This is a genomic window from Paraburkholderia sp. BR10872 (assembly GCF_040965835.1).
Classification (GTDB): domain Bacteria; phylum Pseudomonadota; class Gammaproteobacteria; order Burkholderiales; family Burkholderiaceae; genus Paraburkholderia; species Paraburkholderia nodosa_A.
In genome coordinates this window covers 15,378-41,735 of record NZ_JBFRCN010000005.1, presented here as the reverse complement: position 1 = coordinate 41,735, position 26,358 = coordinate 15,378, and the positions used below count along the sequence as shown (strand labels likewise).

The 26,358-nt window shown below is 63.6% G+C and carries 29 protein-coding genes and 1 other RNA gene; 7 read left to right on the top strand and 23 right to left on the bottom strand.

What is annotated here, in order from left to right:
• Window positions 1-196: 196 nt before the first annotated feature.
• From AB4Y43_RS05915 to tyrS, 3 genes are read right to left on the bottom strand one after another with little or no spacing between them, the layout of a single operon-like run.
• Entirely contained in the window at window positions 197-880 is a 684-nt protein-coding gene (locus tag AB4Y43_RS05915; protein ID WP_368727217.1) for a histidine phosphatase family protein, read from the bottom strand.
• Window positions 881-897: 17 nt separating this feature from the next.
• Window positions 898-1,368 (bottom strand): D-aminoacyl-tRNA deacylase, encoded by a 471-nt coding sequence (dtd, locus tag AB4Y43_RS05910; RefSeq protein WP_368727216.1) that lies wholly within the window; start codon window positions 1,366-1,368, stop codon window positions 898-900.
• Complete coding sequence (gene tyrS / locus AB4Y43_RS05905) at window positions 1,365-2,630, bottom strand: tyrosine--tRNA ligase (protein WP_342947650.1); 1,266 nt, start codon at window positions 2,628-2,630, stop codon at window positions 1,365-1,367. The genes dtd and tyrS overlap by 4 nt, the downstream gene beginning before the upstream one ends.
• Window positions 2,631-2,869: 239 nt before the next feature.
• On the opposite strand from tyrS, the gene AB4Y43_RS05900 reads away from it, so the two are divergent.
• Window positions 2,870-4,024 (top strand): anhydro-N-acetylmuramic acid kinase, encoded by a 1,155-nt coding sequence (locus tag AB4Y43_RS05900; RefSeq protein ID WP_368727215.1) that lies wholly within the window; start codon window positions 2,870-2,872, stop codon window positions 4,022-4,024.
• A 59-nt stretch (window positions 4,025-4,083) separates the two neighbouring features.
• On the opposite strand, the gene erpA is transcribed toward AB4Y43_RS05900, so the two are convergent.
• From erpA to rplM, 3 genes are all read right to left on the bottom strand, one after another.
• A complete protein-coding gene (gene erpA, locus AB4Y43_RS05895) occupies window positions 4,084-4,449 on the bottom strand; it encodes an iron-sulfur cluster insertion protein ErpA (protein ID WP_042262553.1) in 366 nt (121 codons plus the stop codon).
• Between the two features lie 234 nt (window positions 4,450-4,683).
• Window positions 4,684-5,076 carry a 30S ribosomal protein S9 gene (gene rpsI / locus AB4Y43_RS05890; protein WP_028209425.1) on the bottom strand — a complete coding sequence of 131 codons (393 nt, stop codon included), beginning with the start codon at window positions 5,074-5,076 and terminating at the stop codon, window positions 4,684-4,686.
• Between the two features lie 11 nt (window positions 5,077-5,087).
• Window positions 5,088-5,516, bottom strand: a complete 429-nt coding sequence (gene rplM, locus AB4Y43_RS05885; protein ID WP_027795838.1) for a 50S ribosomal protein L13 — start codon at window positions 5,514-5,516, stop codon at window positions 5,088-5,090.
• A 634-nt stretch (window positions 5,517-6,150) separates the two neighbouring features.
• Between rplM and AB4Y43_RS05880 the strand changes: the two genes are divergently transcribed.
• Window positions 6,151-6,573, top strand: a complete 423-nt coding sequence (locus tag AB4Y43_RS05880) for an OsmC family protein (protein WP_027795839.1) — start codon at window positions 6,151-6,153, stop codon at window positions 6,571-6,573.
• An 82-nt stretch (window positions 6,574-6,655) separates the two neighbouring features.
• Here AB4Y43_RS05880 and rnpB read toward each other — a convergent pair.
• From rnpB to pyrC, 3 genes are all read right to left on the bottom strand, one after another.
• Window positions 6,656-7,066: RNase P RNA component class A (gene rnpB, locus AB4Y43_RS05875), an RNA gene on the bottom strand.
• A gap of 70 nt (window positions 7,067-7,136) precedes the next feature.
• Window positions 7,137-8,012, bottom strand: coding sequence for a DUF3025 domain-containing protein (locus tag AB4Y43_RS05870; RefSeq protein WP_141710881.1), 876 nt, complete (start codon window positions 8,010-8,012; stop codon window positions 7,137-7,139).
• Between the two features lie 71 nt (window positions 8,013-8,083).
• Window positions 8,084-9,139, bottom strand: coding sequence for a dihydroorotase (gene pyrC, locus AB4Y43_RS05865; RefSeq protein ID WP_368727214.1), 1,056 nt, complete (start codon window positions 9,137-9,139; stop codon window positions 8,084-8,086).
• 36 nt (window positions 9,140-9,175) lie between these two features.
• On the opposite strand from pyrC, the gene AB4Y43_RS05860 reads away from it, so the two are divergent.
• Together AB4Y43_RS05860 and AB4Y43_RS05855 are read left to right on the top strand one after the other, a co-directional pair.
• A complete protein-coding gene (locus AB4Y43_RS05860; protein ID WP_141710879.1) occupies window positions 9,176-9,427 on the top strand; it encodes a hypothetical protein in 252 nt (83 codons plus the stop codon).
• Between the two features lie 77 nt (window positions 9,428-9,504).
• On the top strand, window positions 9,505-10,413 hold the full coding sequence (locus AB4Y43_RS05855; RefSeq protein ID WP_368727213.1) for a class II glutamine amidotransferase: 909 nt from the start codon (window positions 9,505-9,507) through the stop codon (window positions 10,411-10,413).
• A gap of 70 nt (window positions 10,414-10,483) precedes the next feature.
• On the opposite strand, the gene AB4Y43_RS05850 is transcribed toward AB4Y43_RS05855, so the two are convergent.
• The 7 genes from AB4Y43_RS05850 to AB4Y43_RS05820 form a co-directional block, all read right to left on the bottom strand.
• Window positions 10,484-11,209, bottom strand: a complete 726-nt coding sequence (locus tag AB4Y43_RS05850; RefSeq protein WP_028209421.1) for an amino acid ABC transporter ATP-binding protein — start codon at window positions 11,207-11,209, stop codon at window positions 10,484-10,486.
• Window positions 11,206-11,883 carry a glutamate/aspartate ABC transporter permease GltK gene (gltK, locus tag AB4Y43_RS05845; RefSeq protein ID WP_069268438.1) on the bottom strand — a complete coding sequence of 226 codons (678 nt, stop codon included), beginning with the start codon at window positions 11,881-11,883 and terminating at the stop codon, window positions 11,206-11,208. Before gltK ends, AB4Y43_RS05850 begins: the two co-directional genes overlap by 4 nt.
• Complete coding sequence (locus AB4Y43_RS05840) at window positions 11,883-12,623, bottom strand: amino acid ABC transporter permease (RefSeq protein WP_069268437.1); 741 nt, start codon at window positions 12,621-12,623, stop codon at window positions 11,883-11,885. Before AB4Y43_RS05840 ends, gltK begins: the two co-directional genes overlap by 1 nt.
• Before the next feature lie 89 nt (window positions 12,624-12,712).
• Window positions 12,713-13,606 (bottom strand): glutamate/aspartate ABC transporter substrate-binding protein, encoded by an 894-nt coding sequence (locus AB4Y43_RS05835; RefSeq protein ID WP_069268436.1) that lies wholly within the window; start codon window positions 13,604-13,606, stop codon window positions 12,713-12,715.
• 246 nt (window positions 13,607-13,852) lie between these two features.
• Window positions 13,853-15,139 (bottom strand): Glu/Leu/Phe/Val dehydrogenase, encoded by a 1,287-nt coding sequence (locus AB4Y43_RS05830; protein ID WP_324140937.1) that lies wholly within the window; start codon window positions 15,137-15,139, stop codon window positions 13,853-13,855.
• Window positions 15,140-15,338: 199 nt separating this feature from the next.
• Window positions 15,339-16,295, bottom strand: coding sequence for a LysR family transcriptional regulator (locus tag AB4Y43_RS05825; RefSeq protein WP_069268435.1), 957 nt, complete (start codon window positions 16,293-16,295; stop codon window positions 15,339-15,341).
• Window positions 16,296-16,394: 99 nt separating this feature from the next.
• A complete protein-coding gene (locus tag AB4Y43_RS05820) occupies window positions 16,395-16,790 on the bottom strand; it encodes a tetratricopeptide repeat protein (RefSeq protein ID WP_368727212.1) in 396 nt (131 codons plus the stop codon).
• Window positions 16,791-17,109: 319 nt separating this feature from the next.
• Between AB4Y43_RS05820 and purB the strand changes: the two genes are divergently transcribed.
• Window positions 17,110-18,498 carry an adenylosuccinate lyase gene (gene purB, locus AB4Y43_RS05815; RefSeq protein ID WP_069268433.1) on the top strand — a complete coding sequence of 463 codons (1,389 nt, stop codon included), beginning with the start codon at window positions 17,110-17,112 and terminating at the stop codon, window positions 18,496-18,498.
• Window positions 18,499-18,594: 96 nt separating this feature from the next.
• Here purB and AB4Y43_RS05810 read toward each other — a convergent pair whose 3' ends face one another.
• From AB4Y43_RS05810 to edd, 4 genes are all read right to left on the bottom strand, one after another.
• Entirely contained in the window at window positions 18,595-19,104 is a 510-nt protein-coding gene (locus tag AB4Y43_RS05810) for a gluconokinase (RefSeq protein ID WP_069268432.1), read from the bottom strand.
• A gap of 68 nt (window positions 19,105-19,172) precedes the next feature.
• Window positions 19,173-20,534 (bottom strand): GntP family permease, encoded by a 1,362-nt coding sequence (locus AB4Y43_RS05805; protein WP_069268431.1) that lies wholly within the window; start codon window positions 20,532-20,534, stop codon window positions 19,173-19,175.
• A 296-nt stretch (window positions 20,535-20,830) separates the two neighbouring features.
• A complete protein-coding gene (eda, locus tag AB4Y43_RS05800) occupies window positions 20,831-21,472 on the bottom strand; it encodes a bifunctional 4-hydroxy-2-oxoglutarate aldolase/2-dehydro-3-deoxy-phosphogluconate aldolase (protein WP_069268430.1) in 642 nt (213 codons plus the stop codon).
• 2 nt (window positions 21,473-21,474) lie between these two features.
• The gene (gene edd, locus AB4Y43_RS05795; protein ID WP_368727211.1) at window positions 21,475-23,388 is read right to left on the bottom strand and encodes a phosphogluconate dehydratase; all 1,914 of its coding nucleotides are present in this window, start codon (window positions 23,386-23,388) and stop codon (window positions 21,475-21,477) included.
• 290 nt (window positions 23,389-23,678) lie between these two features.
• Here edd and AB4Y43_RS05790 point away from each other — a divergent pair, with 290 nt between their 5' ends.
• Window positions 23,679-24,536, top strand: coding sequence for a MurR/RpiR family transcriptional regulator (locus AB4Y43_RS05790; protein WP_368616742.1), 858 nt, complete (start codon window positions 23,679-23,681; stop codon window positions 24,534-24,536).
• A 94-nt stretch (window positions 24,537-24,630) separates the two neighbouring features.
• On the opposite strand, the gene AB4Y43_RS05785 is transcribed toward AB4Y43_RS05790, so the two are convergent.
• Entirely contained in the window at window positions 24,631-24,801 is a 171-nt protein-coding gene (locus AB4Y43_RS05785; RefSeq protein ID WP_368727210.1) for a YadA C-terminal domain-containing protein, read from the bottom strand.
• Window positions 24,802-24,877: 76 nt separating this feature from the next.
• Window positions 24,878-25,033, bottom strand: coding sequence for an ESPR domain-containing protein (locus tag AB4Y43_RS05780; RefSeq protein ID WP_368727209.1), 156 nt, complete (start codon window positions 25,031-25,033; stop codon window positions 24,878-24,880).
• Window positions 25,034-25,633: 600 nt separating this feature from the next.
• On the opposite strand from AB4Y43_RS05780, the gene AB4Y43_RS05775 reads away from it, so the two are divergent.
• Complete coding sequence (locus AB4Y43_RS05775) at window positions 25,634-25,795, top strand: hypothetical protein (RefSeq protein ID WP_368727208.1); 162 nt, start codon at window positions 25,634-25,636, stop codon at window positions 25,793-25,795.
• Between the two features lie 65 nt (window positions 25,796-25,860).
• Here the strand turns inward: AB4Y43_RS05775 and AB4Y43_RS05770 are convergent, their stop codons facing one another.
• Window positions 25,861-26,283 (bottom strand): CopD family protein, encoded by a 423-nt coding sequence (locus tag AB4Y43_RS05770; RefSeq protein WP_342950338.1) that lies wholly within the window; start codon window positions 26,281-26,283, stop codon window positions 25,861-25,863.
• Between the last annotated feature and the right edge of the window lie 75 nt (window positions 26,284-26,358).

The window sequence follows — 26,358 nt, the reverse complement described above, 5'->3', positions numbered from 1 at the left end:
CCAGCGCGCCCAAAGGTAGGGCAAATGTTAGCAGGACGCTTAACTTTGTGGTTGGGCTTTGGAAAGAAGCCGCAAGCAAGCGGAAAGGAATTCGATGTGGCCGCAGCGTTGGCGAGGCACGGGAGCAGCGCAGGGAGGGGAATGGCAGGAAGAACAGGACAGCGCGGCCAGGCACCGCGCTGCCTGAAAAGACAGGTTAGCGCCCCGCCTCGGGCGTGCGCTTGAAGCCGTCGTCGGCACTGACGCCGCCCAGATGCACCACGTCGCCCCAAGCGACGACGCGCGCCTGCGTCACGTACTCGCCGCGTTCGAAATCGACGACGTTGACGCTCGTGTTGAGGAGCGGCCACGCGCGCGGCGCGTCCAGTGCGAGGCCGTTCGCGAAGCGGTACACGCAGTCGAGCACGCCGCCGTGCGCGACACACGCAATACGGCCGCCCGGGTGCCTGGCCAGGATCGGCTCGAGCGCGTGCAGCACACGGTGGTAGAACTCGCGCTGCGACTCGCCTTCTGGCGGCGCAAAGCCTGGGTCACGCGTTTGCCAGTGCGCGTACTCGTCCGGAAAGCGCTCGGCGATTTCGTCGCTGTCGTGGCCCTGAAACGCGCCATAGTTGCGCTCGCGCAGCCCTTCGGTGAGTTGAATCGGCAGACCCAGGGCTTCGGCAATGGGCTGCGCCGTCTGTTGCGCACGCAACAAATCGCTCGACCAGATTGCGTCGAGCCGAGCACCCGATTGCACTTCGTTCGCGAGCCGGACGCCGAGTTGTTGCGCCTGCGTGAGGCCGCTTTCCGCGAGCGGAATGTCAATATGGCCCTGGATGCGCTTGATGCGGTTCCAGTCCGTTTCGCCGTGGCGGATAAAGAGGATTTCCGTGTTCATAGTCAAAAGCGCATGGTTCAGTTGCGCACTTGCAGCCAGAACGTGACGGGGCCGTCGTTGACGAGCGACACCTGCATGTCGGCGCCGAACTCGCCCGTCTCGACGCTCGTATGCTTCTCGCGCGCGGCGGCAACGAAATAATCGAACAGGCGCCGCCCCTCTTCAGGCGGCGCCGCCGGCGTGAAGCTCGGGCGCAGACCGCTGTTTGTGTCGGCCGCCAGCGTGAACTGCGAGACGAGCAGCAGGCCGCCTGCGGTGCCGTTGCCGTCGATATTCTGCACGCTCAGGTTCATCTTGCCCGCCGCGTCGCTGAACACGCGGTAGCCGAGCAGCTTCGCGAGCAGCTTGTCGGCGTTGGAATCGGTGTCGCCGCGCTCGGCGCAAACCAGCGCGAGCAGCCCCTGGCCGATCGCGCCGGTCACGCGCTCGCTGCCGCCGTCCGCCACGCGCACTTCGGCGCGGCGCACGCGCTGGATCAGCGCAATCATGCCGTAAGCGTCACGCGCGCAAAGCGGCGCTTGCCCACCTGCACGACGAACTCGCCCGCTTCGACCTTGAGGCCCTTGTCGGAGACGGTGGCGCCGTCGATCTTCACGCCACCCTGCTCGATGTTGCGCAGCGCTTCGCTCGTGGACGGCACGAGCCCCGCCTGCTTGAGCAACTGGCCGATGGCGAGGGGCGCGCCCGCGAGCGTGATCGACGGAATGTCGTCCGGCACGCCGCCCTTGGCGCGATGGTTGAAGTCTTCGAGCGCGCGCTCGGCGTCGGCCTGCGAGTGAAAGCGCGCGACGATTTCCTGCGCGAGCAGCACCTTGAAGTCGCGCGGGTTGCGGCCCGCTTCGATTTCGCGCTTGAACCCTTCGATTTCGTCCATCGGACGGAACGAGAGCAGCGTGAAGTAACGCCACATCAGCACGTCGGAAATGCTCATGAGCTTGCCGAACATGTCGTTGGGCTTCTCGCTGATGCCAATGTAGTTGTTCTTCGACTTCGACATCTTCTCGACGCCGTCGAGGCCTTCGAGCAGCGGCATCGTGAGAATGCACTGCTGCTCCTGGCCGTACTGCTTCTGCAGTTCGCGGCCAACGAGCAGGTTGAACTTCTGGTCCGTGCCGCCGAGCTCGAGGTCTGCATTGAGCGCGACCGAGTCGTAGCCCTGCATGAGCGGATACAGGAATTCGTGGATCGAAATGGGCACGCCGCTCTGGAAGCGCCTGGTGAAGTCCTCGCGCTCGAGAATACGCGCCACCGTGTAGCGCGATGCCAGCTTGATCATGCCGTCGGCGCCGAGCGGCATCGACCATTCGCTGTTGTAGCGAATTTCGGTCTTTTCGCGGTCGAGCACGAGCGCGGCCTGCTCGAAATACGTCTTCGCGTTCGATTCGATCTGCTCGCGTGTGAGCGGCGGGCGCGTGGCGTTGCGGCCCGACGGGTCGCCGATGAGGGAAGTGAAGTCGCCGATCAGAAAGATCACGTTGTGGCCGAGATCCTGCAGCTGGCGCATCTTGTTGAGCACGACCGTATGGCCGATGTGGATGTCGGGCGCGGTCGGGTCGAGGCCGAGCTTGATGCGCAGCGGCTTGCCGGTGGCCGCGCTGCGGGCGAGCTTCTGCTCGAATTCTTCTTCGATCAGCAGTTCGTCCACGCCGCGCTTCGTGACGGCGAGCGCGTGACGGACTTCGTCGGTGACCGGAAAGGCGTCTTTTGCGCCGGTGCTGGCGCCGTTGCTGGAGGTGGACTCGTTGCTCATGCTTCGATCGGTTCTGTCGTTAAGTCTGGGTCTAGGCCGCAATTTTACGTGATTCGACTCGCCGGGCCGAGGTTTGCGGTTTGTGCGCGCGAAGCCAGGCTGCACCGCCCTCGGAACGGGAATTGGGTGCCAGACTCGCCCTCGCCGGTGCGCAGTCAGCCGTTCGGCTTACGCTCGAGAGGCATTACGCCGATAATTGCCTCGCAGGGCACTGAATTGCATTGATAAAGGAGGACAACGTGGCGCCACGCGACGCACGAAACGAGAGCGCACACGCCGCCGACGGCGTGTATTTCGGCCTGATGTCGGGCACGAGCATGGATGGCGTGGACGGCATTGCCGTGCGCTTCGAGGCGGGCCAGCGGCCAGTGGTACTGGCCGGGGCGTTCGTCGGCTTCGCACAGGGGCTGCGCGAGGCGCTCTTTTCGTTGCAGCAGCCCGGCGAGAACGAGATCGAACGCGAAGCGCTCGCCGGCAACGCGCTGGCTGCCCGCTATGCGGTGTGCTGCCACGAGTTGCTGCGCGGAAGTACCGTGCCTCCCGCCGCGGTGCGCGCGATCGGCGCGCACGGCCAGACCGTGCGGCATCGGCCGGAGAAAGGCTACACCGTGCAGATCCAGAACCCGGCGCTGCTTGCGGAACTCACGCATATCGACGTGATCGCCGACTTCCGCAGCCGCGACGTCGCCTCGGGCGGCCAGGGTGCACCGCTCGTGCCCGCGTTCCACGCGACGCTGTTCGGTTCGCAGGAGGAAACGCGCGTGGTCTGCAACCTCGGCGGCATCAGCAACATCACGGTGCTCTCGTCGACGGGCGCCGTGCGTGGCTTCGACTGCGGCCCGGCCAACGCTCTGCTCGACCTCTGGGCCGAACGGCACCTTGGCAAGCCCTATGACGAGAACGGCAAGTTCGCCGCGAGCGGCAATCTGCATCAGCCGCTTCTGAATGCCCTGCTGGACGAACCGTTCTTCGAACAGCAGCCGCCCAAGAGCACCGGTCGCGATCTTTTCAACGCCCAGTGGCTCGACGACAAGCTCAAGGGCTTCGAATCGCTCACACCCGCCGACGTGCAGGCCACGCTAGTCGCCCTGACCGCCGTGAGCGTGGCACGCGAGATCGAGCGTCACGCAAGCGATTGCCGTGCCGTGTATGTCTGCGGCGGCGGCGCGCGCAATGCCGCATTGATGGCCGCGCTGCAAAAGGCGCTTGAAACGGGCGGTGTGGCGGGCGTACCGGTCACGACCACCGAAGCGCTCGGCGTCCCGCCGCATCAGGTGGAGCCGCTCGCCTTCGCGTGGCTCGCCATGCGCTGCGTGGCACGCGAACCTGGCAATCTCGCGGCCGTAACCGGGGCTGCCGGCGAGCGCGTGCTGGGTGCGATTTATCCGCGCTAAGCAGGCGCGCACCAATAAGAAACGGGGCCGAAGCCCCGTTTCTTATTACAGCAAATCGATCAGACCGAGAACGACGAGCCGCAACCGCACGTGGTGGTCGCGTTCGGGTTCTTGATGACGAACTGCGCGCCGTTCAGATCGTCCTTGTAGTCGATCTCGGCGCCGACGAGGTACTGATAGCTCATCGAGTCGATCAGAAGCTGGACGCCGTTGCGGTTCATCACGGTGTCGTCTTCGTTGACCGTTTCGTCAAACGTGAATCCGTACTGGAAGCCCGAGCAGCCGCCGCCCTGCACGAATACGCGCAGCTTCAGCTCCGGGTTGCCTTCCTCGTCGATCAGTTGCTTGACCTTGTCAGCCGCTGCTTCGGTGAAAACGAAGGGACCGGGCATTTCGGTCGCGGTAGTTTCAGTGACAGCGCTCATTCGAACTCTCCAAAAAAGCTTCTAGCCGCTATTGTAGGGCTCTTCCCGATATCGTGCTTAAGCCCACGAAATCAAGGGGTTTCTCCAGCTTGTCGCAGCTTGCGCGCCACACGTTCGGCGCGCCGACGAAAACGAAAAACAAACGAAAAAGCCGCCCGGCGCACGAAGCGCGGACGGCTTTTGCAGCTGCGCTGCACCCCGCGAGGGGCGCAGGCGCAAAGCGCCAATACGAAATTAACGCTTCGAGAACTGCTTGCGGCGACGTGCCTTGTGGAAACCGACCTTCTTACGTTCCACTTCACGTGCGTCACGGGTCACGAAGCCAGCTTGCGACAGTGCCGGCTTGAGCGTTGCGTCGTAGTCCATCAGCGCGCGCGTGATGCCGTGGCGAACTGCGCCGGCCTGGCCGGTTTCGCCGCCGCCCGTCACGTTCACCTTGATGTCGAACGTCGTGCCGTGGTTCGTGAGTTCCAGCGGTTGACGCACGATCATCAGCGACGTTTCGCGCGAGAAGTAGTCAGCGATGGGCTTGCCGTTGACGACGATTTCGCCCTTGCCCGACTTGATGAAGACACGAGCGACGGCGCTCTTGCGGCGGCCCGTACCGTAATTCCAGTTACCGATCATGTGGGCTCCCCTTAGATCTCGAGCGCCTTCGGCTGTTGCGCCGAATGCGGGTGCGTTGCGTCAGCGTAGACCTTCAGCTTCTTGATCATCGCGTAGCCGAGCGGGCCCTTCGGCAGCATGCCCTTGACGGCCTTCTCGAGCGCGCGGCCCGGGAAGCGTTCCTGCATCTTGCCGAACGTCGTTTCGTAGATACCGCCCGGGTAACCCGAGTGACGGTAGTACTTCTTGTCGGTGGTCTTGTTGCCCGTGACCTTCAGCTTGCCGGCGTTGATGATGATGATGAAATCACCAGTGTCGACGTGCGGGGTGAACTCAGGCTTGTGCTTGCCGCGAAGACGGCGTGCCACTTCGCTGGCGACACGGCCGAGAACCTTATCCGTCGCGTCAATCACGTACCATTCGCGCTGCACTTCATGTGCCTTGGCGGAAAAAGTCTTCATGATCGATCCAAAAAAAATGCTGTGCCCTGTTTTGGTCCTGCTTATATGGTGACGCTCGTTGACGTCGGCGCAGGCTCTCCCTGGTTCGAGTTTCCCCGTCTCCGCGCGGACATGGATGCGGAGAACCTACGATTATAAAGGGAAATTCAGTCGCGAGTCAAAAAATTGCTTGCGGCGCGTTACTGACGGGACAAGCCGAGGCGGCAGACGAAAAAAAGCCCGAACGCGTTTGTTCGGGCTTAATCCACTCTTTTGAGGAGGGTGGAGGAGACATGCTGAGGTGTCGTGAAGCACGACAACCAATGAGACGAATTATACGGACGGCCCTTGTGCGGCGCAAGGACATTTGCATTGCGAAATCTAACACCACAATGTGAAATACAATCGAAACGACGTACCGGAAGAGAATTTCTTAAAAATCAGTGGGTTGAAAATCCAGCCCGCGAAAAGCATGCAGGGCAGCTAGAGCGAAACCCCTAATTGCGTCAGGGAAATCCGCCTTGTCGATAGGATGTCGCGACGCAACATTCAAGCAGGTGGCATAAGGCGCGCGCCGCCGTGCCCCCCGGACATACCAGTAAGGGGCGGGCTACAATGCCGTCTGAATCAAGAAACCGCGCAGGGGCATACGCATATGGAATGCAAAGTTAGCTGGATGGGTCAGGACGGCATGGCGTTCGCAGCCGAAACGGGCAGCGGCCATCTCGTCAACATGGACGGCGCACCGGAAGGCGGCGGCCACAACCTCGCGCCGCGGCCGATGGAAATGGTCCTGCTCGGCACGGGCGGCTGCACGGCCTACGACGTGGTGCTGATCCTCAAGAAGAGCCGCCAGGAAGTGAGCGGCTGCAGCGTGACGCTCAAGGCCGAGCGCGCGAGCGAAGACCCCAAGGTCTTCACGAAAATCCACTTCCACTTCACCGTGACCGGCAAGAACCTGAACCCGGCCACCGTGGAGCGCGCGATCAACCTCTCGCACGACAAGTACTGCTCGGCGTCGATCATGATCGGCAAGACTGCCGAGATCACGCATACGTTCGAGATCGTCGCGGCTTGATATCGGCGGCAAAAATCGGCGGCAAAAGAAAAAGCCGGCGCGGTTCTGCGAAGAACCGCGCCGGCTTTTTGCATGAATGAGGCTGCAAAGCAGGCCGATAAGCCGGATTCTGTGCACACGCCGCGTCCGAAGACGCGCCGCGCGTGGCAGCCATTCCTCTAGGCGCGCCATTGCTGACGCGCTCAAGCTTCCTACCCGCAGACGGAATGGGGGCCCCATCCTGCATCCCGAAGATGCGCGCCTGCCTACTTGGAATTGCTCCGGGTGGAGGTTACCGTGCCGTCTACGTCACCGCAGACGCGGTGCGCTCTTACCGCACCGTTTCACCCTTACCTGATCCCGACCGAAATCGGGCCATCGGCGGTCTGTTCTCTGTTGCCCTGTTCCGCGTGTCGCCACGGATGGCCGTTAGCCATCACCCTGCCCTGTGGAGTCCGGACTTTCCTCGCCTCTTTGGCCGAAGCCTCGGAGCCGCGACTGCCTGGCCTGCTTTGCGAGGCGCGATATTAGCACGGGCTGGCGCGCCGCGCCGGGGGCCGGATCGATTGCCGCCTGCCTGGCATTTAGCGAGTCCGGCGGCCGGCGCGAAAGACTGTGGTGTCGTCGTAGAACGACGGGTGCTCGTTTTGCGCCCACCAGCCCGGAATGCCGAGCACCGGCAGCGGCGCAAAGCTGCGCCCATTGAGCGCCTCATGCGTGGCATCGGCGGCGAGCGAGACGCTCACTGTCTCGTCCAGATACGCGTCGCGTTGCGCGCGCGGCCACGTGAAATACGCTTGCGGCACCTCGACCACCCAGGCGTGCGCCGTGCACGCCGCATAAGGCGAGATCATCTTTTCGAGCAGCGCATGGCCGAATACGCGGACTTCGCAGCGCGCCGCGCCGATCGTCTCCCCGAAAGCCGCTTCCCAGCCAGCGCGCTGCGCCACGAACAGCGTGCGCCAGTCGAAGCCGCGCAACGCCGCGACCAGCGGCGCATCCGATGAGGCAAAGAGCACCGCGTTCTCGTCGAACAGCGTGAGCGCGTCGCGCACGCCGCCGCGCGTGGGGCCCACGCCCAGCACGTCGATCGCCGCGGCCTGGCGCGCGTTCAGCGTCGCCTTGATGCGCGGGAACGCGAACCAGGCGAGCGCGTTGAAGAAGTCGTGGAGGTTGTGACGCGTCGGCACGCAGCCCGTCGCCGCGATATGCGCCTCATAGGCCGAGCCTTCGGGCAGGTCGTCCTGGGCGATGAAGCGCAGCGGCCGGCCGCGGCCCGTGATTTGGACGGCGGCCAGCGCATCGGCGTTCAGCGCATCCAGGTACGCCGCGTATCCCGCCAGCGCGGCCTGCTGCCAGCGCCGGCCGCGCGTTTCGTGTTGCGCGAACCACGGGCGGGCCCAGTCGATGTCGGTGAAACTGCCCAGCGGCATGGCCCGGCGAGGCGCGCGCGCGGGCATCGGTGCGGGCGCATCGACTGCGCCGGCCGGGCCAATCGTTGCGCCCGCAGCCACACCTGGCCCCGCCTCGTTCAAGCGAGTTTCCAGCCGATCGTCTCGCCGCCGCGCAGCGGCACGACGGGCGTGCCGCCCGCCTCGACTTCGGCGGGCAGCGTCCAGCTCTCGCGACGCAGCGTGACCGTTTCGGTCGCGCGCGGCAGGCCGTAGAAGTCCGCGCCGTAAAAGCTCGCGAAGCCCTCGAGCTTGTCGAGCGCGCCCGCATTGTCGAACGCTTCGGCGTACAGCTCGAGCGCGTGCAGCGCCGTGTAGCAGCCCGCGCAGCCGCACGCGTGCTCTTTCAGGCCCTTCGGGTGCGGCGCGCTGTCGGTGCCGAGGAAGAAGCGATGATCGCCCGAGGTCGCCGCGTCCACGAGCGCCACGCGATGCGTCTCGCGCTTGAGCACGGGCAGGCAATAGTAATGCGGACGAATGCCGCCCTGGAAGATCGCGTTGCGGTTGTAGAGCAGATGATGCGCGGTGATCGTCGCGCCGAGTAGACCGGGCGCGGCATGATCGGCGCGGATGTAGTCGACGGCGTCCTTCGTCGTGATGTGCTCGAACACCACCTTGAGACCCGGAAAATCGCGGCGCGTCGGAATCATCACGCGGTCGATGAAGACCTTCTCGCGGTCGAACAGGTCGATGTCGGCGCTCGTCACTTCACCGTGCACGAGCAGCGGCATGCCCACTTCCTGCATGGCCTCGAGCGTCTTCGCACACTTGCGGATGTCGGTCACGCCGGCGTCCGAATTCGTCGTCGCGCCCGCCGGGTACAGCTTCACGCCGTGCACGAAGCCGCTCGCCTTCGCGCGGCGGATTTCCTCGGGCGGCGTGTTGTCGGTGAGATAGAGCGTCATCAGCGGCTCGAACGTCGAGCCCGCCGGCAGCGCCGCGAGAATGCGCTCGCGGTAGGCGGTGGCCTGCTCGGTCGTCGTGACCGGCGGCTTGAGGTTCGGCATGATGATCGCGCGGCCGAACTGGCGCGCCGTATGCGGCAGCACGGCCGCGAGCATTGCGCCGTCGCGCACGTGCAGGTGCCAGTCGTCGGGGCGGGCGAGCGTGAGAGTCGAGGGGGAAGAGGCGTTCATGGCAAGAGTCAGGCGCGGTAGTGAACCGACAGCGGTATGAATGAACGGCGGCAAGTTCGCTTGAAACGCGCTCAGGCTGCCGGAAATTCCGGGCATATCACGGGGAAAAACGCGGCGACGATCGATGCCGATCCAACCTGTGCATTGCCCGCACCGTCGCGTACACACGACAATCCGCGCTGCATCGCCCCCGGCACGCGCCCTTCTATGCAGGCCTGCAATGCATCCGACAAATTTCGTATTGGCGACCCGCAGGCCGGTGATATGCTTGGAAAATCATCATTGTAACGGGTCGACGGCGGGTCCCGCCTACCACTGCAGCCGCCGCCTCAGCCGTCCCAGTCGCATTACGCACCATCAGCACCATGTGCCAACTTCTCGGAATGAATTGCGCCGCGCCGACGGACGTCACGTTCTCCTTCACAGGATTCGCGGCGCGCGGCGGCGCCACCGATCACCACGCCGACGGCTGGGGTATCGCGTTCTTCGAGGACAAGGCCTGCCGCCTCTTCATCGACAACGAGGCCTCGGCACGTTCGCCGATCGCCGAGATGGTCAAGCACTACCCCATCAAGTCGCGCAACACCATCGCCCACATCCGCAAGGCCACGCAGGGCAACTGCGCGCTCGAAAACAGTCATCCGTTCCAGCGCGAGCTGTGGGGCCGGCACTGGATCTTCGCGCACAACGGCGACCTTCAGGACTTCAATCCGGTGATGTCGGGCGTCTACCAGCCGGTTGGCACGACCGATAGCGAGCGCGCGTTCTGCCTGCTGCTACAAGGCTTGCGCAAGGCGTTCCCCGGTGCGCAGCCGCCGCTCGCCGAGCTGTTCGCCGCGCTGGAGTCGCTCACGCGCGAGGTCACGCAGTTCGGCGTCTTCAACTTCCTGATGTCGAACGGCCAGGCGCTGTTCGCGCATTGCTCGACGCATCTCTACTATCTCGTGCGACGCTGGCCGTTTTCGACGGCCCATCTCGTCGATGCCGATGTCTCCATCGACTTCGCCAAGTACACGACGCCCGAGGACCGCGTGGCCGTGATCGCCACCGCGCCGCTCACCGACAACGAGGTCTGGACGCGCTTCGCTCCCGGCGACCTGCTGATGTTCCAGCACGGCGACGTGATCGCCAGGACAAGCGTGCCGGTGCCGCAAACGGTCCTCGACAAGCTCGCCAACCCGTCGCTCGACGCGTCGGCCAGCGCACCGTGCGCCGGGCAGCCGCGCGAGATCGACCCGGAAGCGGTGGACGCACTGCAGACCTGGGGCGAGTAAGCCGGGCGACGCCGAAAACAAAAAAGCCGCGCCTCATCGAGCGCGGCTTTTTTTCGAAGCGTACGAAGCCTCAGTGCAGGATCTTCGCCAGAAAGTCCTTCGCACGATCCGATTTCGGGCTCGCAAAGAAGGCTTCCTTCTGGTCGTCCTCGACGATGGCGCCCTTGTCCATGAAGATCACGCGGTGCGCGACCTTCTTCGCAAAGCCCATTTCGTGCGTCACGCACATCATGGTCATGCCTTCCTGGGCCAGCTCCACCATCACGTCGAGCACCTCGTTGATCATCTCGGGGTCGAGCGCCGAAGTTGGCTCGTCGAACAGCATGGCGATGGGGTCCATCGACAACGCGCGTGCAATCGCCACGCGCTGCTGCTGGCCGCCCGAGAGCTGACCCGGGAACTTGTCGGCATGCGCACGCAGGCCCACGCGGTCGAGCAGTTTCAGGCCCTTTTGCGTGGCCTCGTCCTTGCCGCGGCCGAGCACCTTGATCTGCGCGAGCGTGAGATTCTCGGTAATCGACAGATGCGGGAACAGCTCGAAGTGCTGAAACACCATGCCCACCTTCGAGCGCAGCTTCGAGAGGTTGGTGCGTTTGTCGCCCACCGACTCGCCGTTCACGAGAATCTCGCCCTGCTGGAACGGTTCGAGCCCGTTGACGGTCTTGATGAGCGTGGACTTGCCCGAGCCCGAGGGCCCGCACACCACCACCACCTCGCCCTTCTTCACTTCCGTCGTGCAGTCGGTCAGCACCTGGAACTGGCCGTACCACTTCGAAACGTTCTTAATTGAAATCATCTTGCGACCTTTTTCTGAAGACCTTTCACGAGGCTCGACGCGATCACGCAAATCACGAAATAACACGCGCCCGCGAACAGTACCATCTCGACCATCGTCCCGTCACGGTCGCCGATATTGGTGGATGTGCGGAAGAAGTCGGCGAGGCTGATCACGTACACGAGCGAGGTGTCCTGAAACAGCACGATGGCCTGCGTAAGCAACAGCGGCACCATCGCGCGGAACGCCTGCGGCAGCACTACGTATTGCATGGCCCGGCCGTAGCGCATGCCGAGCGCGAATGCAGCGTTCACCTGCCCGCGCGGCACCGCCTGAATGCCCGCACGAATGATCTCCGAATAATACGCGGCCTCGAACAGCGAGAACGCGATCATCGCGGACGCGAGGCGAATGTCGATGTCGGGCGACAGGCCCAGCACGTTTTGCAGCACCTGCGGCACGATCAGGAAGAACCACAGCAGGACCATCACGAGCGGGATCGAGCGGAAGACCGTGACGTAGCCCTTGGCGAACCATTCGAGCGGCTTCACGCTGGAAAGCCGCATGAGCGCGAGCAGCGTGCCCCAGAGAATGCCGACCACGATCGCGCACAGCGTGATCTTGAACGTGATGATCGCGCCTGTCCACAGCGTGGGCAGCGCGCCCGGAATGCCGCTCCAGTCGAAATGATGCATCACTTGCCTCCGATGTAGCCGGGCAGACGCGACTTCGCCTCGACCCAGCGCATGAGCGTCATGACGACGAGGTTGATGAGCACATAAGCGAGCGTGACGGCGATGAACGACTCATAGGTCTGCGCCGTGTAGTCGACGAGCTGACGCGCCTGGGCCGACAAATCGAGCAGGCCGATCGTCGAGGCGACCGCCGAGTTCTTGAAGATGTTGAGGAACTCCGAGGTGAGCGGCGGCACGATGATGCGGTACGCCACCGGCAGCAGCACATAGCGGTACGTCTGCCACTGCGTGAAGCCCATGGCGAGGCCGGCTGCGCGCTGGCCGCGCGGCAGCGCGTTGATGCCCGAGCGCACCTGTTCGCATACACGCGCCGCGGTAAAGAGCCCGAGACACACGACCGACGCCGAGAAGAACTGCACGCCCGGCGGCGATTGCTTGAACGCATTGCCTATCGATTGCGGCACGATTTCCGGCAGCACGAAGTACCAGATGAAGAACTGCGCGATAAGCGGAATATTGCGGAAGATCGCCACATAAACTGTGCCGACGCCCGCGAGAAACCTGTTCGGCACCGTGCGCAGCACGCCGAAGAACGACCCGACGATGAGCGCGATCACCCACGCGCACAGCGACACCGAGACCGTCACCCAGAGGCCGGAGAGGATCCAGCCGAGGTACGTGGTGGGTTCGCCCGTCGAGACCGGGCTGAGCAGAATGCCCCAGTTCCAGTGATAGGACATCAAGAGACTCCAAGAAAAAGAACGGAAGAAGCGGCGCTTCTTCCGTTCCGTGCTAAACGCTAAATGCGGGTCGAACGGCCGGGGCCGTGTTAATCGATCGCCTTGTCGTTCGGGTTCTTGAACAGCGCTTTCATGTCCTCGCTCATCGGGAAGTTCAGGTTGAGACCCTTCGGCGGGATCGGCGACTCGAACCACTTCTTGTAGATCGTTTCGCCTTCACCCGAGGTCTGGACCTTGGCGATGGCGTCGTCGGCGACCTTCTTGAACTCGGGGTCGTTCTTGCGCATCATGCAGCCGTACGCTTCACGCGACTGCGGCTGGCCGACGATCACGAAGTCGCCCGGATTGTTCGACTTGGCGCGCTCGCCCGCGAGCAGCGCGTCGTCCATCATGAACGCCACTGCGCGGCCCGTGGAGAGCGTCATGAACGACTCGCCGTGGTCCTTCGCGCTGATGATGTTCATACCCATGCTCTTGTCCTGGTTCATCTTGCGCAGCAGGCGCTCGGACGTCGTGCCCGCCGTCGTCACGACGGTCTTGCCCTTGAGGTCGGCGAAGTCCTTGACGCCCGAATCCTTCTTTGTCATGAGGCGCGTGCCGATCACGAAGATCGTGTTCGAGAACGCGGCCTGCTGCTGACGTTCGGCATTGTTCGTGGTCGAGCCGCATTCGATGTCCACCGTGCCGTTCTGCACGAGCGGAATACGGTTCTGCGACGTGATGGGCACCATCTTGACCTTCAGGTTAGGCATGTTCAGCTTCTGCTTGACGGCCTCGACGATCTTCATCGCGTAGTCTTGCGAGTAGCCGATCACATTCTGCTTGTCGTCGTAGTACGAAAAAGGAATGGACGACTCGCGGTGCCCCAGCGAGATGACGCCCGTGTCCTTGATCTTCTTGAGCGTGCCCGCGTCCTGCGCGAAAGCGCTGGTGGCGACGCAACCAAGGAGTGCGAGCAGTGCGGCGGTCTTTTTCATTTGCATTGTTTTCTCCGGTACAAGAACCGCCGCCAGTTTATCAAAGTAATTTTTTTGAAAGCATCAAGAGTGACCCTGGCGCAACGCCTGAATGTGCGAAAGCGGACGCCCCCTTGTGGAGGACGTCCGCCTTCTATGCGCCTTGATGTGCAGCGCAAAAACCTGTCACGGTGCAGTCACGGATTCGTCACTTCGCTGCGCGCCTTGCCTGGCGCCGCGTGCAGCGTCGCGACGCCTGCCGACCGGGTGCGATCAGGGATACAAACCGCGCATTTCGCGCGCCATCAGGATGCGCTTACATGCCACGATGAACGCCGCGGTACGCATCGAGACCTTCTGCTCGCTCGACACTTGCCACACGGCCGTGAAGGCTTCGCGCATCACGCGTTCGAGACGTTCGTTAATTTCGTGCTCGGTCCAGAAGAAGCTCGAGAAGTCCTGCACCCACTCGAAGTACGAAACGGTCACGCCGCCTGCGTTCGCCACCACGTCGGGGATCACGAGCACGCCCTTGTCGTGCAGGATGTCGTCGGCTGCCGTCGTGGTCGGGCCGTTCGCACCTTCCACGATGATCTTCGTGCGGATCTTGCCCGCGTTCTTCTCGGTGATCTGGTTTTCCAGCGCGGCCGGAATGAGAATGTCGGTTTCGACGGTCCAGAATTCGTCGTTCGCCATGACTTCAGCGCCTGAGAAGCCTGCCACGCCGCCCGTCTTGGCGACGTGCTCGAGCAGCGCTTCCGCGCTCATGCCGCTCGAGTTGTAGAGCGAGCCGGTATGGTCCTGCACTGCGACGATCTTCGAGCCGGCTTCCTGGAACAGGCGCGCGGCAATGCCGCCCACGTTGCCGAAGCCCTGCACGGCAATGCGTGCGCCGTCGATCGAAAGACCCGTGCGGCGTGCGGCCTCGCAGCCGACCACGAACACGCCGCGGCCGGTGGCTTCGCGGCGGCCGAGCGAGCCGCCGAGCGAGATGGGCTTGCCCGTCACGACGCCCGTGGCCGTCTGGCCCTGGTTCATCGAGTAGGTGTCCATCATCCACGCCATGATCTGCTCGTTCGTGTTGACGTCCGGCGCAGGAATGTCGGTGTTCGGTCCGATGATGATGCCGATTTCGCTGGTGTAGCGACGCGTCACGCGCTCGAGCTCGCCACGCGACAGCGTGCGCGGATCGACGCGGATACCGCCCTTCGCGCCGCCGTACGGCACGTTCACTGCAGCGTTCTTCACCGACATCCACGCGGACAGCGCCATTACTTCGGAGAGCGTAACGTCCTGGTGATAACGCACGCCGCCCTTGCCGGGACCACGCGAAACGTTGTGCTGGACACGATAGCCTTCGAAGTGCGCGACGGTGCCGTTATCGAGTTCGATGGGGCAGTCGACGATCAGGATACGCTTCGGACGCTTGAGCGTTTCGAGCCAGCGCGAGAGCGAGCCGAGATACGGCGCCACGCGGTCGACCTGACGAAGATAGTTGCCCCAGGGGCCGAGATCGTCGGCGTGGAGATAGGAAGGAACCGACTGCAGTTGGGATGACATGAACGCTCCGATCGAACAAGTGGTGCCATTGTCAGAAAACGCCCACGTGAAATCCAATGCCGTTTGATCATCCCGTTATGCTTTTCGTGCATAACATCCCCGAAGTCGAAAAAACGTGTCGCGCGGCTAGTGTTGAGGCCTTACAGACTGAAATAGCCTGACTGTTTGCCTGGCTGTTGTGTGTGCAGCTTGCGCTTCGTCAGCGCCTGCCCTGCGCAAGTTCCTCGCTGACCGCCTCCCACAGTTCGCGCACGAGCGCCTGGCGCGCATCGTCGCCCTGCGTCGCGAGCTTGTCGCGATAGAGGCGGATCTCCATGTCGAGCGTGAACTGGCCCTCCGGCACGCCGCGCGTGCCGCGGTCGAGGCGGATCAGTTCGCCCTGGGCCACGGCGTCTTCCACCGCGCTGTGCGGCAAGAAGGCGATGCCGTGACCCGCCAGCGTCATCGCCTTGAGACCTTCCGCCATGTCCGTTTCGTACACGCGGTCCAGATAGAGCCGCGCCGGTGCGTTGGCAACGATCACCTCGGTCATGCGGCCGAGATACGCGTTCGGCGTATAGGAGAGATACGGTGCGGGCGCATCGGGCGTGCCGGGCAGCGTGTAACGCGCACGCCCCGCGCGCTGCGGCGCCGAGTACGGGCTGATCGACTCGATGCCGAGCGTCAGCGTGTCGTAGCGCGCGGGGTCGAGCGTGACGGGGTGGCTCGGGTGGTGATAGCCCATCACGAGGTCGCAGCCGCCTTCCACGAGTGACAGCACGGCGTCGTGCACGTTCAGCGCGCGCAGGCGCGTGTGGATGCGGCCGAGCTTCGCCTCGATGCGCTGCAGCCAGCGCGGAAAGTACGTGAGCGAAAGCGTGTGCGGCACCGCGAACTCGATCGTCGCCGCGGGCGTGGCCGTGTGGCCGCGCAACAGGGTGCGCGCCTCGTGAAACTGCGAAAGCATCGCGAGCGCCTGCTCGTAGAAGACCTGGCCCGCAGCCGTGAGGCGCGTTGGATAAACCGAACGATCGATCAACTCGGTGCCAAGCCACGCTTCGAGCGCCTGGATGCGGCGCGAGAAAGCCGGCTGCGTCACGTGGCGCAGTTCGGCCGAGCGACTGAAACTATGCGTCTCCGCGAGCGAAACGAAGTCTTCGAGCCATTTGAGTTCCATGCGGGGCCAGCGAGCGGATGAGAAGTCCGCATTCTAGGCCCGCGAGCTCACGCCTGGGCGCCCGCAGGCGAATTTCGCGCGGCGCGCCGGCCGGGCGCCTTAGCGGGAAGCCCCGGAAAGCGCGGCTTCCAGTTCGGCGACCACGCCGCGCCAGTCGCCGAGCGTGGACTGGCGAAACACGCGCGCCGACGGATACCAGACCGAATCGGCGCGATCCTTGCCCCAGCGCCAGTCGGGCTGCGCGGCGAGCAGCACCCAAACGGGCTTGCCGAGTGCGCCGGCGAGGTGCGCGACCACGCCACGGTTGGCCAGATATTCGGCGCTGTCAGGCTTCCGCGCGAGCGCGCGATCCATCAGCGCGGCGGCTTCCTGCAGTTGGTCGTGGCCTAGCGCGATCACGCCCAGATAGCGCAGTGCGCCGGGATCTTCGGGGTGCGCCGCGAGCGCGGACTGATAGTAAGGTGGGCGTCGTCGATCCGGCCCACGCGGTGGCAAGCCAGACCGGCTTCGACCAGGTCAGCGGCCTGGCCGGTAGCGAGAATGGGAGCATCGGGAGTCATGGCGGCAGGTATTTGATTAAGCGCAAACTTTTGACGTGAGGGCACTCTATATCCGTCTCAAAACGTGCCATCTCGTTAACAGGCCGATACGACTGAATCCCTCGGGGTGCGTCCCAGGCCGGCGCTTTGCCGTTGCTGACAGCGTCGGCCTCGGCCACTGTCGGCAAGGTGATAAAATCTCGGGTTCCCGCGGTCTCGAATCCGACTGCAACCGACTGCCAACTGAGCGTAACGCGCCACGTTACGTCCCCATCATGTCCGACACTCGTCCCGATACCCTCTTCGCGCTCAACGCGCTCTCCCCGCTCGACGGCCGCTACGCCTCGAAAACCGAAGCGCTGCGCGACTGGCTCTCGGAAGCCGCGTTCATGCGCAACCGCGTGACCGTGGAAATCCACTGGCTGATCGCGCTCTCGCAGGCCGGTTTCGCGGAAGTGCCGCGCTTTTCGGCAGCCTCGGAGCAATTCCTGCTCAAGCTCGCCGAAAACTTCACGGCGCACGACGCCGCGCGCATCAAGGACATCGAGCGCGTGACGAACCACGACGTGAAGGCCGTTGAGTACTGGCTCAAGGAGTCGGTGAAGGGTCAGCCGGAACTGGAGCGCGCAAGCGAATTCATCCACTTCGCCTGCACCTCGGAAGACATCAACAACACGTCGCACGGCCTGATGCTCGCGGGCGCACGCGAGCACGTGATCCTGCCGGCGCTGCGCTCTGTGCATCAGCGTCTCGTCGCGCTCGCGCACACGCACGCCGAGCAGCCGATGCTCTCGCGCACGCACGGCCAGCCGGCCAGTCCCACGACGCTCGGCAAGGAAATCGCCAACGTCGCGGCGCGTCTCGCGCGTGCGATCCAGCGCATCGAGAAGGTCGAACTGCTCGGCAAGATGAATGGCGCGGTCGGCAACTTCAACGCGCATCTCTCGGCGTATCCGGAATTCGACTGGGAAGCCTTCTCGAAGGAAGTCGTCGAGCAGCGCCTGAAGCTCACGTTCAACCCGTACACGATCCAGATCGAGCCGCACGACTACATGGCGGAACTGTTCGACGCCGTCGCGCGCGCGAACACGATCCTGCTCGACCTCGACCGCGACGTCTGGGGCTATATCTCGCTCGGCTACTTCAAGCAGAAGACGAAGGCCGGCGAAATCGGCTCGTCGACCATGCCGCACAAGGTCAACCCGATCGACTTCGAAAACTCGGAAGGCAACCTCGGCCTCGCGAACGCCACGCTGCGCCACCTCGCCGACAAGCTGCCCGTCTCGCGCTGGCAGCGCGACCTCACCGACTCGACGGTGCTGCGCAACATCGGCGTCGCACTCGGCTATTCGCTGCTCGCGTACGACGCGCTGATCCGCGGTCTGGACAAGCTCGAAGTGAACCCGCAGCGCCTGAACGACGACCTCGACGCCACGTGGGAAGTGCTGGCCGAGCCGGTGCAGACGGTCATGCGCCGCTACGGCATCGAGAACCCATACGAGCAGTTGAAGGAACTCACGCGCGGCAAGGGCATTACGCGCGAAGCGCTGCAGACGTTCGTGAACGGTCTGGCGATTCCTGAGGACGCGAAGAAGCGTCTGCTGGAGATGACGCCTGCGTCGTACGTCGGCAAGGCGGCGGAACTGGCGAAGCGCATTTCGTAATCGCGACATCGCAAGGCCATAAAAAAAGCGCTCGATCGAATCGAGCGCTTTTTCGTTTACCGCCGCACGATCGCGTGATCGTACATAGCCGCGAGATCAGGATGCCTGATTGCCGCGCGTTTGCATCTGCTTCATCACCTCGTCGACGATCTGCTCGGGCGTGAGCTCGATGCTGACCTCGATCGCCTCGTCCGCGCCCGGCTCTTCGAGCGTGTCGAGCTGGCTTTGCAGCAGCGACGGGTCGAAGAAGTGTCCGGTACGCGAAGCGAGGCGCTCGTGCAGCACTTCGAACGAGCCCTTCAGGTAGACGAAGCACACGTCATGGTCGTTGCCGCGCAGGACGTCGCGATACGAGCGCTTGAGCGACGAGCAGGTGAACACGGCCGTTTCGTGGGCGCGCTGCTTCTCCTCGATCGCCGCGCGAATCGTACGCAGCCACGGCCAGCGGTCGTCGTCGGTGAGGGGAATGCCGTCGTGCATCTTCTTCTTGTTGGCTTCGCTGTGGAAGGCGTCGCCGTCGGTGAAGGTGCACTTGAGGCGCTCGGCGAGCAATTCGCCGATGCGTGTCTTGCCTGCGCCCGACACGCCCATCGCTATCAAAATCATTTACTGCTCCTGTCGAACGGAGTGAGCGCTTTAGCGCTGACTCCGGTCCCATGCAACATAGTTGCGCGTTACACCACCGCTGCGAGGGCGAAGGTAAGCCCGAGGCCCAGCAGCGAAATAATGGTCTCCAGTAGTGACCATGTCTTGAACGTCTGCACGACGCTCATGCCGAAATACTCCTTGATCAGCCAGAATCCGCCGTCGTTGACGTGCGAGAAGATCAGCGAGCCCGAGCCCGTGGCGAGCACGAGCAGCTCCGGCTTCACGGTCATGGCGCTGGCCGACGCGATCGGCGCGACGATGCCGCAGGCCGTGGTCATGGCGACCGTGGCCGAGCCCGTGGCGAGACGGATCAGCGCGGCGACGAGCCAGCCGAGCAGCAGCGGCGACAGATGTTCGTTCTGCGCCAGCTCGACGATCTGCTTCGACACGCCGCTGTCCATCAGCACGCGGCCAAAGCCGCCGCCCGCGCCCACGATCAGCGTGATGCCCGCGATCGGCGCGAGACAGTCGCCGCAGAACTTCTGGATCTGCTCGCGCGTGAAGCCGCGTTGCGCGCCGAAGGTCCAGAAGCTTACCAGCACGGCGATCAGCAGCGCGACGTCCGAGGTGCCGATAAAGTGCAACAAGTTGTTCGGCAACGTTTTCGGCTCGAACACGAGATCGGCCCAGCTGCCGATCAGCATGAGGATCACGGGCAGCAGGATCGTGAAGAGCGTGACGCCGAAGCCCGGCAGCTCGCTATCGGGCTTGGGGTCGGCCTTGCTCACGAACTGCTCGGAAAGCGGATTGCTCTCGGGCAGCTTGATGTAGCGGTGAATGAAGAGCGCGAAAAGCGGCCCGGCGATGATCGCCGTGGGCACGCCCACCATCAGGCCGTAAGCGATGGTCTTGCCGATGTCGGCGTGATACGCCTGCACGGCGAGAAGTGCGGCCGGGTGCGGTGGAATCAGCCCGTGCACGACCGAAAGGCCCGCCACCATCGGCAGGCCGATCAGCAGCAGCGACTTGCCCGTGCGCTTGGCGACGTTGAACGCAATCGGAATGAGCAGCACGAAGCCGACTTCGAAGAACACCGGCAGGCCGACGATGATCGCAACGACCATCATGGCCCAGTGAATGTTCTTCTCGCCGAACCAGCGAATGAGCGTCGTGGCAACGCGCTCGGCGCCGCCCGACTCCGCCATCATCTTGCCGAGCATCGTGCCAAGGCCCACCACGATGGCGATGTGGCCGAGCGTGTTGCCGTTGCCGGTTTCGAACGACTTGACGATCTGATCCATCGGCATGCCGACGGCGAGGCCGAGCAGCAGCGAAACGATGATCAGGACGAGAAACGGATAAACCTTGAAGCGCGTGATCAGCAGGATCAGCGCGGCGATCGCGACGAGCGCGTAAATCAGCAGCATGCTGCCGTGGGCCACTCCCATGAGGCTCCTCTCCAGGTAGTTGTTCGAAGTCCTTTTGCCCTGTGCGGCGACGGATGAGCGCCGCAGCGGCGCGCGCGGGACAAAAGCCGGCCGTCGCCGGGCCGGGGATTGTAGAGCTTATAACGACTTTTGGTGCAGCGTGCTTGAAAGACACGCGAGCCGCGCAAAGCGCGCGCCTGAAAGGCGCCGTTTGCGCGGCTCGTTGCACGCCTCTCGTACCCAAGGGGCGCGGCATTCCGGTCTTCGTTGCGCCGCAGCATGCGGCGCGCGTCAGCGCATCAAAGAGACGCGTTCTTTTAGCGCACCGGACGCGACAGCTCGCTCGCGGCGTGCGCAAGGCGCGTGACTTCGTCCCAGTTCTGCGCGGCGATGGCGGCCTTCGGCGTGAGCCACGAACCGCCCACGCAGACCACGTTGGGCAACGCGAGGAAGGTCGGCGCGGATTCGGCGCTGATACCGCCCGTCGGGCAGAACTTCAGCGTCGGGAACGGGCCGTGGAAGGCCTGCAGCATGTTCAGGCCACCGGCCGGAACCGCCGGGAAGAACTTGACGATCTCGTAGCCCAGTTCCATCGCGACGATGATATCGGTCGGCGTCATCACGCCCGGCAGCAGCGGCAGGCCCGCGTCGAGCGAAGCCTGATGGATCTCGCGCGTGAGGCCCGGCGAAACGCCAAACTGTGCGCCGGCCTGCTTCGCGAGCGCGCAGTGCTCAGGCTTCGTGATCGTACCCACGCCCACGACGATGTCCGGCGCGATCTTCGCGGCGCGCTCGATCGCTTCGAGGCCGGCCTTCGTGCGCAGCGTGATTTCGAGCACCTTCACGCCGCCCGCATGGAGCGCGCGGGAAACGTGCTCGCCCTGCTCCGGCGTATCGAACGCGAGCACCGGGATGACGGGACCGAGGCGAACGATGTCGGCGACTGTGCGATTTGCCATGTTCAGGCTCCTTGATGATGAATTGAGTTCGCGGCGTGGGCCGGCGCATGCACGGTTGCAACAGCCGGTGCGGGCGCGGCCTGCTCGCCCACGAGCGGACCGAACACCGTGGCGCCCAGCTCCGCCGGCGCGGCGGTGGCGCGGAACACGCCGAACAGCTCGCGGCCAAAGCCCACTTCATTGAGTTCCTGATGCGCGGGCTGCGCGACCGGACGGGCGTCCCACTCGGCAGCATCGACTTCGATGTCGAGCACGCCCTCCACCGCGTCGATCACGATCGTATCGCCATCGCGCACCTTGCCGATCGGGCCGTGCAGCAGCGTTTCCGGCGAAACGTGGATGACTGCGGGCACCTTGCCCGACGCGCCCGACATGCGTCCGTCAGTCACGAGCGCCACGTGAAAGCCCTTGTCCTGCAGCACGCCGAGCAACGGCGTGAGGCGGTGCAGCTCCGGCATGCCATTCGCGCGCGCGCCCTGGAAGCGCACGACGGCCACGAAATCGCGCTCGAGTTCACCGCGGTCGAACGCTTCCTGCACGGCTTCCTGCGAATCGAACACGATGGCGGGCGCACGCACCTTGCGGCGCTCCGGCGCGACCGCGGAAACCTTGATGACGCCGCGGCCCAGACGCCCCTGCATCAGGCGCAGGCCACCGTCCGGCTGGAACGGCGTCGGCAGCGGACGCAGCACGGTCTCGTCGGCGCTCTTCTCGACCGCCGGCACCCAGGTGAGCTTGCCGTCGATGAGCTTCGGCTCCTCGGTGTAGTGACGCAGCCCACGACCCGCGACGGTATTCACGTCTTCGTGCAGCAACCCGCCGTCGAGCAGTTCGCGCACGAGGAAGGCGATGCCGCCCGCCGCGTGGAAATGGTTCACGTCGGCCTTGCCGTTCGGATAGACACGCGCGAGCAGCGGCACGGCGTCCGACAGCACGTCGAAGTCGTTCCAGTCGATGATGATGCCCGCCGCCCGCGCCATCGCCACGAGGTGCAGCGTGTGGTTGGTCGAGCCGCCCGTCGCCATCAGCGCGACGATGCCGTTGATCACGGCCTTCTCGTCGACCACGTGGCCGATCGGCGTGTAGTGGCCGCGCTCGACGGTGAGCTCGAGCACGCGGCGCGCCGCCGCAGCGGTGAGTTCGTCGCGCAACGGCGTATGCGGATGGATGAAGGCCGAACCCGGCAGATGCAGGCCCATGATCTCCATGAGCATCTGGTTGCTGTTGGCCGTGCCGTAGAACGTGCAGGTGCCGTGGCCGTGATACGCGGCGGCCTCCGATTCGAGCAGCGCCGCGCGGTCGCACTGGCCCGTGGCGAACTGCTGGCGCACCTTGGCCTTGTCGTCGTTCGTGATGCCGCTCGTCATCGGGCCGGCGGGCACGAAAATGGTCGGCAGGTGGCCGAATTGCAGCGCGCCGATCAGGAGGCCCGGGACGATCTTGTCGCACACGCCCAGGCACAGCGCCGCATCGAACATGTTGTGCGTGAGCGCGACGGCCGTGCTCATCGCGATCACTTCACGCGAAAAGAGCGACAGCTCCATGCCGGCGTTGCCTTGCGTGACGCCATCGCACATCGCCGGCACGCCGCCCGCGAACTGCGCGACGCCGCCGCCTTCGCGGGCCGCCTTCTTGATGATGTCGGGGAAATCCTTGTAAGGCGCGTGAGCCGAGAGCATCTCGTTGTATGCCGAGACGATGCCGATATTGGGCTCGCGAATCGACTTGATCGAGATCTTGTCGCGCCCCTCGAGGCCGGCGAAACCGTGGGCAAGATTCGCGCATGAGAGCGCGCCGCGCGCCGGGAACCGGTCCTGAGCCGCCGCGATGCGCGCCAGATAGGCCTCGCGCGTGGGCTTGCTGCGCTCGATCACGCGCTGCGTGACCTTCATCAATTGAGAATGCAGGGAAACCATCGAATCTCCTTCCTTCTTGTCACGGCGGGGACGCTCGGGGCCAGATCAGGCGCGCCCGTGGGCGCACCAGACAGCGATGGCGCGATGTTAGTAGAAAAACTACACGACGACAATCCCGGTAAGACCCTGGGAGCGCGACGGTAAACGACCGCCTAGTCTCATTATTTACAGGCCTTGCGCGTTGATGCGCGCAGGAACTGAAAAGGAGCAAACGTCGATCCTGTAGTTTTTGTACATAACGTCCGATCCGTTATAGTCCACGGATCTTTCAGCATAGTGCGAGTTTCCTGATGCTGCTGTCCCAGGTGAAAGCCATGCGCGAGCAATTGCGCCCTTCGGAGCGCAAGCTCGCCGATTACGTGATTCAGGCGCCTCGCGAGGTGCTCGATCTGTCGATGACCGAGGTTGCCGAGCGCGCAGGCGTGAGCCAGCCGACCATCGCGCGGTTTTGCCATGCGTTGGGATTTTCCGGATTCCGGGAGTTCAAGATTCGCCTCGCGCAGGCCGTTGCCGCGGATCTGCCCTCAGAACATCCGGCCGTCTACCGCGATGTGAGCCCGGACGAGCCGGTACCGGGCGTCGCGGCCAAGGTGCTCGACCGCACCATTGGCGCGCTCCTGCAGGTGCGCAACAATCTCTCGACGGACTCGCTCGCCGCGGCGATTGGCCTGCTCGCGCACGCGGCGCGTATCGAGTTCTATGGTGCGGGTGGCTCGGGCATCGCTGCACAGGACATGCAGCACAAATTCTTTCGCCTTGGCATGCCTAGCGTCGCGTATTCGGACCCACAAACGTTTCTGATGTCGGCGGCGCTGCTCGGCCCCGGCGATGTCGTGGTGGCGATCTCGAACACGGGGCGCACGCGCGACATCGTGGATGCCGCGCGCACGGCGCTCGATCGCGGCGCAAAGGTAATCGCCATCACGCATGGCACGTCGCCGCTCGCGCGCCTGGCGAGCGTCGGCCTGCACGCGAATGTCGACGAAGACACCGACGTCTTCTCCCCGATGACGTCGCGGACTTCGCATCTCGCGATCGGCGACATACTCGCGGTGGGGGTGGCGCTGCAGCGCGGTCCGGAGCTGGCTGAGAAACTCGCAGATGCGAAGGAAATCATCGCGCGAAGAAGGCTGGACCCGATTGGCTAACGGCGGACCAGAAGGCGCCCAACAAAAAAGCGGACTCCCTCGGGAGTCCGCTTTGCATTTCGGCCCACACCGCAACCGATTGAGCCTCAGACGCTTACCACTGGTACGACATACCGCCGCCGACCGTGGCACCGCCTGCCGATGCATAACCGCCGCCCACTTTCACCTTGAGGTTCTGTGTGATGCGCGCCGATGCGCTGAGCGCCACTGCTTGATAGCCCTGGAAGTTGGCTGTGCCGATACGTACTTGATGTGTCAGCCGCATAGGCGTTCGAGCCAATCGCAAGGTTCGAGTCAATGCCACTGTCGTTCGGGGCAGTGTTGCCACTCCCGCCGGCGACTTAGGCGTGCGCCTGACTGGCCACGCCCAGCACCGCGACGGCAATCACCATCGCCTTCACGTTGCCCTTGCCCTTGCGCTTGCCTTTTGCGTTTTCCGCCGCTGCAACCCAAGTTCTTGTGATCTCGTTCCAGACTGATTTGTATGTCCTGTTCATTCCTGGCCCTGGTGAATCGAGGGAGTACCGACCGAGTGATATCCGCAGGCGTCACAACCCGATGCGCGCGGCAATCTGTCGGCAATTTCCTTCTATAAAGAAAATCATCTGGCCCATTAAAGCCAACCATCTGCGTCGAACACGCCATGGCTCGATAATTCCGACAACTGAGGGATTCCCTACAGATTTATCGGACCAATATGCGATTACAGGAGCAACTTTACGAATTCGAAGTCACAGGGAGAATAAGAGAACTCTTAAAGCGAAAAGGTCGATGAAAAAGGGCCGAGGCACACAATCAGAAAAGGCAATAGCGACAGTTCGCAGGGGTCAGCAATGTTCTCAAAGGTCGAGATAAGAACAGCAGAGGCAGCAGGAAATTTCCATTTATTTTCGCCAATTACACGGAATCGAATTACAGAAAAACAGCCCTTGTCTTTATACGAAAAAAATCTCCTACGGCTTTTAAGAAATCCTACAAATCAATCCCAATTGCATCCGCAATTGTCAGGTACTTTTCAATAAATATTAAACTTCAGGCTATCCGCCGAGATTTATCGGATACCGGGGGCGCACGTACTGAGCGACGCGGGTTTGCAGATGCTCGACAATATCGCCGTGGCGAGCGGCATCAACGGTTACACACCTGCGGCAGGCCTGGAGGCGATCGAGTATCGCTTCACTGACGTGCTCGTGAAGCAGGCGTACAGCTGGCGTGTCGTAGCGGCCCGCATGCGCCGCGAGACAGCGGGCGCTATCTGACGGCGCCCGCGCGCGGGAAAAAGCTGAATTACGCGCCGCGGTGGCGGCGTAAGTGCGTCAGTGATTCAGAACGGCTTGATGACAGCCAGCGCCACCGCAGCCAGCATGCCGAGCACGGGAAGCTCGTTGAACATGCGATACCACTTGTCGGAGCGGCGGTTTTCGCCGCGCTCGAAGGTCTTGAGCAAACGTCCGCAGTACGCGTGATAGACGATGAGCAGCAACACCACGCCCACTTTCGCGTGGATCCAGCCCTGGCCGCGGCCAATGCCCACCACGAGCCACAGCCACAGTCCGCATAGCAGCGCGGGCACGGCGATCATCGTCATGAAGCGGTAGAGCTTGCGCGCCATGATGAGCAGGCGCTTGACGGCCGCAGGCTCGGTTTCCATCGCGAGATTCACGAAGATGCGCGGCAGGTAGAACAGGCCCGCGAACCACGAGGCGATCAGCACGATGTGAAACGTCTTGACCCAAAGCATCGACATTATTTTTTCTTCTTTGTGAGCGAATTTGCAACGAGGCGGGGCGCTACGCCGTGCGCCGCCCCGTGCGATGCGTGA

What these genes read in the sequence shown, in the direction of transcription:
- AB4Y43_RS05840 (WP_069268437.1), bottom strand. Translation starts at nt 12,623, where the DNA reads ATGTCCTATCACTGGAACTGGGGCATTCTGCTCAGCCCGGTCTCGACG.
- pyrC (WP_368727214.1), bottom strand. Translation starts at nt 9,139, where the DNA reads ATGAACGCCTCTTCCCCCTCGACTCTCACGCTCGCCCGCCCCGACGAC.
- purB (WP_069268433.1), top strand. Translation starts at nt 17,110, where the DNA reads ATGTCCGACACTCGTCCCGATACCCTCTTCGCGCTCAACGCGCTCTCC.
- AB4Y43_RS05805 (WP_069268431.1), bottom strand. Translation starts at nt 20,534, where the DNA reads ATGGGAGTGGCCCACGGCAGCATGCTGCTGATTTACGCGCTCGTCGCG.
- AB4Y43_RS05860 (WP_141710879.1), top strand. Translation starts at nt 9,176, where the DNA reads ATGAATGAACGGCGGCAAGTTCGCTTGAAACGCGCTCAGGCTGCCGGA.
- AB4Y43_RS05780 (WP_368727209.1), bottom strand. Translation starts at nt 25,033, where the DNA reads ATGAACAGGACATACAAATCAGTCTGGAACGAGATCACAAGAACTTGG.
- AB4Y43_RS05830 (WP_324140937.1), bottom strand. Translation starts at nt 15,139, where the DNA reads ATGTCATCCCAACTGCAGTCGGTTCCTTCCTATCTCCACGCCGACGAT.
- AB4Y43_RS05850 (WP_028209421.1), bottom strand. Translation starts at nt 11,209, where the DNA reads ATGATTTCAATTAAGAACGTTTCGAAGTGGTACGGCCAGTTCCAGGTG.
- AB4Y43_RS05880 (WP_027795839.1), top strand. Translation starts at nt 6,151, where the DNA reads ATGGAATGCAAAGTTAGCTGGATGGGTCAGGACGGCATGGCGTTCGCA.
- AB4Y43_RS05785 (WP_368727210.1), bottom strand. Translation starts at nt 24,801, where the DNA reads ATGCGGCTGACACATCAAGTACGTATCGGCACAGCCAACTTCCAGGGC.
- AB4Y43_RS05855 (WP_368727213.1), top strand. Translation starts at nt 9,505, where the DNA reads ATGTGCCAACTTCTCGGAATGAATTGCGCCGCGCCGACGGACGTCACG.
- AB4Y43_RS05825 (WP_069268435.1), bottom strand. Translation starts at nt 16,295, where the DNA reads ATGGAACTCAAATGGCTCGAAGACTTCGTTTCGCTCGCGGAGACGCAT.
- AB4Y43_RS05835 (WP_069268436.1), bottom strand. Translation starts at nt 13,606, where the DNA reads ATGCAAATGAAAAAGACCGCCGCACTGCTCGCACTCCTTGGTTGCGTC.
- erpA (WP_042262553.1), bottom strand. Translation starts at nt 4,449, where the DNA reads ATGAGCGCTGTCACTGAAACTACCGCGACCGAAATGCCCGGTCCCTTC.
- eda (WP_069268430.1), bottom strand. Translation starts at nt 21,472, where the DNA reads ATGGCAAATCGCACAGTCGCCGACATCGTTCGCCTCGGTCCCGTCATC.
- edd (WP_368727211.1), bottom strand. Translation starts at nt 23,388, where the DNA reads ATGGTTTCCCTGCATTCTCAATTGATGAAGGTCACGCAGCGCGTGATC.
- AB4Y43_RS05775 (WP_368727208.1), top strand. Translation starts at nt 25,634, where the DNA reads ATGCTCGACAATATCGCCGTGGCGAGCGGCATCAACGGTTACACACCT.
- AB4Y43_RS05770 (WP_342950338.1), bottom strand. Translation starts at nt 26,283, where the DNA reads ATGTCGATGCTTTGGGTCAAGACGTTTCACATCGTGCTGATCGCCTCG.
- rpsI (WP_028209425.1), bottom strand. Translation starts at nt 5,076, where the DNA reads ATGATCGGTAACTGGAATTACGGTACGGGCCGCCGCAAGAGCGCCGTC.
- gltK (WP_069268438.1), bottom strand. Translation starts at nt 11,883, where the DNA reads ATGCATCATTTCGACTGGAGCGGCATTCCGGGCGCGCTGCCCACGCTG.
- AB4Y43_RS05790 (WP_368616742.1), top strand. Translation starts at nt 23,679, where the DNA reads ATGCTGCTGTCCCAGGTGAAAGCCATGCGCGAGCAATTGCGCCCTTCG.
- AB4Y43_RS05810 (WP_069268432.1), bottom strand. Translation starts at nt 19,104, where the DNA reads ATGATTTTGATAGCGATGGGCGTGTCGGGCGCAGGCAAGACACGCATC.
- tyrS (WP_342947650.1), bottom strand. Translation starts at nt 2,630, where the DNA reads ATGAGCAACGAGTCCACCTCCAGCAACGGCGCCAGCACCGGCGCAAAA.
- dtd (WP_368727216.1), bottom strand. Translation starts at nt 1,368, where the DNA reads ATGATTGCGCTGATCCAGCGCGTGCGCCGCGCCGAAGTGCGCGTGGCG.
- AB4Y43_RS05915 (WP_368727217.1), bottom strand. Translation starts at nt 880, where the DNA reads ATGAACACGGAAATCCTCTTTATCCGCCACGGCGAAACGGACTGGAAC.
- AB4Y43_RS05870 (WP_141710881.1), bottom strand. Translation starts at nt 8,012, where the DNA reads ATGCCCGCGCGCGCGCCTCGCCGGGCCATGCCGCTGGGCAGTTTCACC.
- rplM (WP_027795838.1), bottom strand. Translation starts at nt 5,516, where the DNA reads ATGAAGACTTTTTCCGCCAAGGCACATGAAGTGCAGCGCGAATGGTAC.